This is a genomic window from Kitasatospora sp. NPDC057198, assembly GCF_042670125.1.
GTDB lineage: Bacteria > Actinomycetota > Actinomycetes > Streptomycetales > Streptomycetaceae > Kitasatospora.
Map to the genome: position 1 here is coordinate 1 of NZ_JBHUWH010000434.1, position 6,598 is coordinate 6,598.

Sequence of the window (6,598 nt, forward strand, 5' to 3'; positions counted from 1 at the left end):
GCCGGGGACGGGCGGCCCGCTCTCGCGGCCTCTCGGCCTCGTGCTCTCGCAGCCTCAGGGCACCAGCGGCCCGGCCAGTACGGTCAGGCCCGCCGCGCGGTCGCCCGTCCAGGTCAGCGCGTCGGTCTCGCGCGGCTTGCGGCCCCAGAGCGTCAGCAGCAGGTCCTCTGCGGTGCCGGAGACCTCCGCGACCGGCTCGCCGGGCCCGTACGTCCAGGACCGGCCGCAGTCGGTGGCGGTGAGCCGCACGGCCTGCTCGGGGTCGGTGGCCGCGCCCCGGGCGACCATCCGCCAGGCCATGGTGTCGAAGACCTCGGCGACGCCGTCGGCGGCGAGCTCCGGGTCGAGCGGTGCGGGCTTGCCGAGCGCGTTCGCGGCGTCCCAGCGGTGCACCATGGTCTCCTGGGTGCGGCGGCGGCGCCAGAAGCCCACCGTGTTCGGCGGGGCGATCGTCCACGCCTCGGTGTCCGGGTCGACCGACAGGGCCGCCACCAGCTCGTCCGCCGTCCCGGCGTACCAGGCCCGGAGCGCGGCCGGGTCGCCCGGGGCGGCGCCCTCGTCGTAGTCGTCGCCGCGCTTCTCCCGGACGGCCGTCACCACCCACAGGTTCCCCGCGCCCATGTGCCCGGCCAGGTCGGCCAGCGTCCAGTCGCCGCAGTGCTCGACCGGGGCCGCCAGGTCGCCTTCCAGCAGTGCGCCGAACTCGTCCAGTTCGCGCCGAAGTTCAACCAAGTAGTCCACGGCGCAAAGATACCTCCCCGCTCGAACGCCAGTCGGAACGGGCCTGCGGCACCCGGCATCAGAACCACCCGCCATCAGAACCACCCACGATCAGAACCACCCGCCATCAGAACCACCCGCCGGCGACCGGCCCGAACGGGCGGGGAATCGGAGGAGTGCGCGCGGTGCGGGGAACGGCGGCCGGGGTGGGGCGTCGGTGGCCTTCGTTAGGGTCTTCTCCCGGTGACCGGCTCGGTCGTTCGAGGAGTTGGAGGAACGCATGCGGCACGGGGGGCGGGTCGGCGGCGGTGGCGCGGTCGGGGCCGGGGGCGGGGGCGGTGAACTGCCGGACGAGGACGGCTTCGTGCTGCCGGAGGCGTGGCGTGCGCAGGTGCTGCCGCTGCGTCGGGGCGGGGTGCCCGTCCCGGTGCTGGCGGAGCGGCCGGCGGTGGACCCGGAGGGGGCCTGGCAGCGGGAGGTGCGGGCGCTGGACGAGGTGGCCGGTGGGATCGAGTGGCTGCTGGCCGACGAGCTGTCCGCTCCCGGGCCGGCGGCCGCCCTCCGGGCCTACCTGGGCGGGGCGGACGATCCGGTCGGGGCGGCGCTGGCCGCCGCGATCGTCCGCGACTCGACCGAACCCGAGTCCCTGCGGCGGGAGTTCGAGGACCGGGTGGCCTGGGCGGGACTGTCGTTCGAGGTCCGGGCCGTCCTGGGCGCCTTCGAGGCGGACCTCGCCCGGTGGTGGACGGGCTCCGACCACCACTACTGGCTGGTCGTCCTGGACCTGGAGAGCGACGTCCACTTCGACCTGAGCGCGCAGTACGGCCTGCTGACGCTCGCCCGGCAGGCCCTCGCCGAGGCGCCCGAGGAGGAGTACGCGGCCGTCGTCGAGGAGTTGGCGCCGCTGCGGACCACGCCGGTGCGCCGGGCGGTGACCGCGCACCTGGTGCCGGAGCGGACGGACTGGGTGGACGAGTGCCTGGCCGAACTGCCCGCGCACCGCGGCCGGACGGCCACCGTGCTGCGCACCCTGCTGGCGTCCGCGCTGGGCAGCGCCGAGCAGTTGGAGCGGTTCCGGCCGGAGCGGGGCAGGGCGTTCCCCGACTGGACGCCCGGGGTGGCGGTCACCCTGCTGGACCGGATCGGCCCGGCCGCGGTGCCGCTGCTGGCGGCGGAGCTGGGTCTGCGCGCGAGCAACCCGCTGTTCGTGGCAGGCCCGCTGTTCGGCGAGTTCGCCGCGCTGCTGGCGGAGTTGCCCGGCGACGAGGCGATGCGCACGCTGGCCGGTCTGACCGGGCGCCCGAACCGGGAGGCGGTGCGCGAGCTGCTGGCGCAGAGTGCGCGGCGCTTCCCGGTGCGGGCGATGCGCGTCCTGTCGGCGGCCGTGCGCGACGGCGACGGCGGGGCGGAGGTCCGGGAGGTGCTCGACCAGCACGTCCGGCTGTGGCGTTCGCGGCTGCCGGAGATCCTGCCCCGGCTGGACGCGGCGAGCGCCGCGTTCGTGCTGTCGCTGGACGGCGCGCGGGAGCCGCTGCCCGAGGCCCCGCCCGAGCGGCTGCCCGCGCTGCTGGCCGAGCCGCCGTGGAGGTGGCAGCGCGCCGCCCGCGAACCGGTGCCGGCGGTGCTGACCGGTCTCGTCGCCGACCGGGAACCCCGGCTGGTGTGGCGGGAGGGCGAGTCGGCCGCGTACGCGAACGGCGGCGACCCGTACTGGCGGTACCCGGTCGACACCGACTGGGCCGAGGCGCTCGGGGAGCTGTCGCCGGACGTCTTCGACTGGCGGGCGGCCCGGCTGCTGGCCTGGGGCCCGGCCGAGCTGGTGACGCCGTACCTGGCGGACTGGCAGCCCTCGGCGTACCTGAACCACGGCGGCCACCTGCGGCGGATCCTCGGTCGGCACGGCACGGCCGCGCTGCGGCTGCTGCGTTTCGCGGCCCGGGAACGGCCGGAGGAGATCGCCCCGGCCCTGCTGCCAGTGCTGGACGCGACCGTGGCGGGCGTGATGGCGGGCCTGCTGCGGCTCAAGTCGGTTCATTCAGTGGCTCGTTCGTGGTTCGCCCGGCACAGGGTGGCGGGCGCGCTGCTGCTCGTCCCGGCGGCGCTCGGCCCGGCCGGCCCGGAGCGGCAGGCCGCGGAGCACGCGCTGCGCCGAGTGGCGGCGGCCGAGGGCGCGGACGTGCTGCTGGCGGCGGTGGCGGAGCGCTACGGCGAGCGGGCCGGGGCGGCGGCGGCCGCGGACGTCCTGGGGCCCGGCGCGCTGCTGCGGTCGCTGCCCACCCGGCTGCCGGAGCTCCCTGAGTGGCTGCGCCCCGGCGTCCTGCCGCAGGTACTGCTGGCGAACGGCGGCGGGGCGCTGCCGGAACCCGCGGTGCGGAACCTGCTCACCGTGCTGCAACTGGGCAGGCCGCACGACCCGTACCCGGGCCTGGCGGCGGTCGTCCCGGCGCTGCGGGCGGACACGGCGGCCGCGTTCGCCTGGGCGCTGTTCGAGGAGTGGCTGCGCGCCGGAGCACCGCCCAGGGGCAGTTGGGCGCTGCACGCGCTCGGCGAGCTCGGCGACGACCACACCGCGCGCCGACTGGCCCCGCTGCTGCCCCGGCTCTCCCATCAGCGCCAGGTGGACGCCCTGGACGTGCTGGTCGCGATCGGCACTGCCGACGCCCTGGCGCAGTTGCACGGCGTGGCCGGGACCGCGAAGTCCGCCGTGCTCGAGGAGCGGGCGCGGGAGCGGATCTCGGAGGTCGCCGAGGCGCTGGACCTGACGCCCGAGCAGGTCGCCGACCGCCTGGCGCCGGGCCTGGGCCTGGACGCCGACGGCAGCACCGTCATCGACTACGGCGGACGGACGTTCACCGTCGGCTTCGACGAGCGGCTCCAGCCGTACGTGCTGGACGCGGCGGGCAGGCGGCGCAAGGCGCTGCCCGCGGCCGCCGCCGCGGACGATCCGGACCTGGTGGCCGCCGGGCGTCGCCGGTTCACCGCGCTGAAGAAGGAGGTCCGGGCCTTCACCGTCGAGCGGACGGCCCGACTGGAGGCGGCGATGGTCGCCGAACGCTCTTGGAGCGCGGGCGAGTTCACCGATCTGATGGCCGGACACCCGCTGCTCCGCCGACTCGCGCGGGGGCTGCTCTGGACGGTCGACGGCGCCGCGTTCCGGATCACCGAGGACGGGACCTTCGCCGACGTCCGCGACGAGCCCTTCGAACTGCCCGCGGACGCGACGACCGTCCGGGTCGCCCACCCGCTGCACCTCACGGCCGCGGACCTCACCGCCTGGGGGGAGCTGTTGGCGGACTACGAGGTCGTCCAGCCGTTCTCGCAACTCTCCCGTCCGGTGGCCGCGTTGACGGAACAGGAGGCGGCCGGGCACCGGCTGCACCGGTTCGAGGGGCGCACCGTCCCGGTCTGGCGGCTACTCGGGATGGCCCGGCGCGGCTGGCAGCAGGTCGAGCCCGCACGCAGTTACCAGGGGGTGGCGGAGCGGCTCCACCGGCCACTGCCGGACGGCCGCCACCTGGTGCTCGCGCTGGACCCGGGCATCCGGGTGCAGTCCCCCGGCGGGGCCGTCGAGCAGCGCCTCGAAACGGTGTGGCTCGGCCCCACCAGCGGCCCCTACCCGTCGGGCCGCCACGACCTCCCGGAACGGCTCGGCGACCTGCCGGCCGTCCTCGTCTCCGAACTGCTGGCCGATCTGGAGGAGTTGACGTCCGACTGAACCCGGTGCCCGTCCGGTGGGACGGACGGGCGGGACCCGGCCGTCCGGTCGGCGCAGGGAGCGTCGGCAGGTCTGGCTAGGGTCTCCACCGGTGATCGTTCGAGGGTTCGGCCGGTCGAGGGCACGAGGGTTCGGAGGGGCAGTGCGGCGCTGGGAGCTGGTCGGCGACGGTTCGGCGAAGTTCTGGGAGGCCGAGGCGGAGGGGGCCTCGGTGCGGGTGCGGCACGGGCGGGTCGGCGGCAGCGGGCGGCTCCAGGTCAGGGAGCTGGCCGATGCCGCCGCGGCCGCCGCACACCTGGCGAAGCTGATCGGGCAGAAGGAGCGGGCGGGCTACCGGGAGGCGGGCGGGGCCGCCGGCCTGTCGGCGCAGGGCCCGTTCGTGCTGCCCGCGCGGTGGCGCGCCCTGGTGCTGCCCCGGCGCGGCGGCGGGGTGCCGGCGGAACCCTCCTGGCCGGGGCCCGCGGACGCGGCGGCGGGGGACGCCCTGGTCGCCGCCCGCGGCGCCTCGATCGCCGAGACCCTCGACTCCGAGGGCAACGACCCCGGGCTGCTCCGGGCCGCCCGCGCCCACCTCGACGGGGCGGCCGACCCGCTGGGCGCGGCCTGTGTGGCCCTGCTGCTGCCGTGGGCGCGGTACCCCGAACCGGACGGCGGGCGGCAGGTGGTGGACGCCTGGACGGCGCGCCAGGGCCTGGCGTTCGCCGCGCTGGCGGCGCTGGAGAGCTTCGAGGCGACGCACGAGAACCGCGCCTCCTGGCGTTCCGGCGAGCTGGTGCGCCGGGAGGACAGCCGCCTGTTCGACCGGGACGAGATGCCGCTGCAGTACGAACTGCTGGTCCGGGCGCGGCAGTTGATCGCCGCCGCCGAGGATGGGGAGTACCGGGCGGCGCGGGCCGCGCTGGCGGGGGCGCGCAGCACGCCGCGCCGCCGGGTACTGGCGGGCGTCCTGATGCCCGAGGTCGGCGAGTGGGTCCTGGAGGCCATCGCCGGGCAGCCGGACTTCGGCCCGGAGGCGCCGCTGCTGCGGACCCTGCTGCTGCTGGCGCTCGGCACCCGGGAGCAGGTCGAACTGCTGGGCCACCGGCCGAAGTTGCTGTGGGACGCCTGGTCGCCGGAGCGGATCGCCACCCTGGCCGACGGTCTCGGCGCGGACTGCGTGCCGCTGCTGGCGGGCGCCCTCCCGGGCCTGGCGGACGGCGCGGCGCGGCGCGAACTGGCCGAGTGCCTACTGGAGTTCCCGGACCCGGAGGCCCTGGACGCACTGATCGGCCACAGCCAGGACCCGCACCTGGCACCGGTGCTTTCCGAGGCCGTCCGCCGCCGCCCGGTGGGCGCGCTGCGCCGCCTGGCGGTGGCGGCGGGCCGCGGCGGCGGCCCGGTCGCGGTCACCGCCCGGCACCTGCTGGACGCCCAACTGGCCGAGCTTCGGCCACTGTTGGCCGACCAGGCGGCGCGGATCGACCCGGCCGACACCGGGTTCCTGGCCGCCCTGGAGCGGGAGCGGCCCCGGGTGCCGGACGCGGCGCCGCAGGCACTGCCCGCGCCGCTGGTCGCCGCTCCCTGGGAGGCCGCCCGCAAGGCCCGGGCGGCGGCCGTGCTGGACGGACTGGACGCCGACCGGGAGACGCTGCTGCGCTGGCGGGAGGGCGAACGGGAGGAGTGGGCGGCCGCCTGCCCGCAGGAGACATCGGCGCGCTTCGGCCCGGACACCGACTGGGCGGCGGCCGCCCGGGGCGTCCTCGGCGAAGGACCGCGCAACCTGTGGACCGAGTGGGACCTGCTGATGACCGGCCCGGCCGAGGTGCTGGCCCCGTTCGTACCCGGCTGGCGCCCCGGCCAGTTCTACCTGGGGGAGAAGCTCCTGCACCCGCTGCTGGCCAAGTACGGCGTCGCGACCGTCCCCGCCGCGCTGCACTGCGTGCGCGAGCGCCCCGCGCTGATGGCCCCGGCGCTGCTGCCGGTGCTGGACGCGGAGGCCGCCCGGCTGCTGGCCCCCGGCCTGTCCTCGACCGGGCCGCTGCTGGAGGCCGCCCGAGCCTGGTTCGCCCGGCACGGGGTGGCGGGCGCGCTGCTGCTCGTCCCGGAGGCGCTCGGCCGCCGCGGGCCCGCCCGCACCGCCGCCGAGCAGGCGCTGCGCCTGGTGGCCGCCGAGCAAGGCCGGGA

3 protein-coding genes are annotated in these 6,598 nt (G+C 77.2%); 2 read left to right on the forward strand and 1 reads right to left on the reverse strand.

Translation table 11 applies throughout. The features are described 5' to 3' along the window. Nucleotides 1–54: 54 nt before the first annotated feature. Nucleotides 55–741 carry a maleylpyruvate isomerase family mycothiol-dependent enzyme gene (locus ACFUEL_RS32345; protein ID WP_380240569.1) on the reverse strand — a complete coding sequence of 229 codons (687 nt, stop codon included), beginning with the start codon at nucleotides 739–741 and terminating at the stop codon, nucleotides 55–57. Nucleotides 742–1,000: 259 nt separating this feature from the next. Between ACFUEL_RS32345 and ACFUEL_RS32350 the strand changes: the two genes are divergently transcribed. After that, a complete protein-coding gene (locus ACFUEL_RS32350) occupies nucleotides 1,001–4,435 on the forward strand; it encodes a DUF4132 domain-containing protein (protein ID WP_380240571.1) in 3,435 nt (1,144 codons plus the stop codon). 142 nt (nucleotides 4,436–4,577) lie between these two features. After that, a partial coding sequence (locus ACFUEL_RS32355; RefSeq protein WP_380240573.1) for a WGR domain-containing protein occupies nucleotides 4,578–6,598 on the forward strand: 2,021 nt, incomplete at its 3' end.

Bases quoted from the DNA above. Each gene is read 5' to 3' on its own strand.
- ACFUEL_RS32350 (WP_380240571.1), top strand. From the start codon at position 1,001: ATGCGGCACGGGGGGCGGGTCGGCGGCGGTGGCGCGGTCGGGGCCGGG.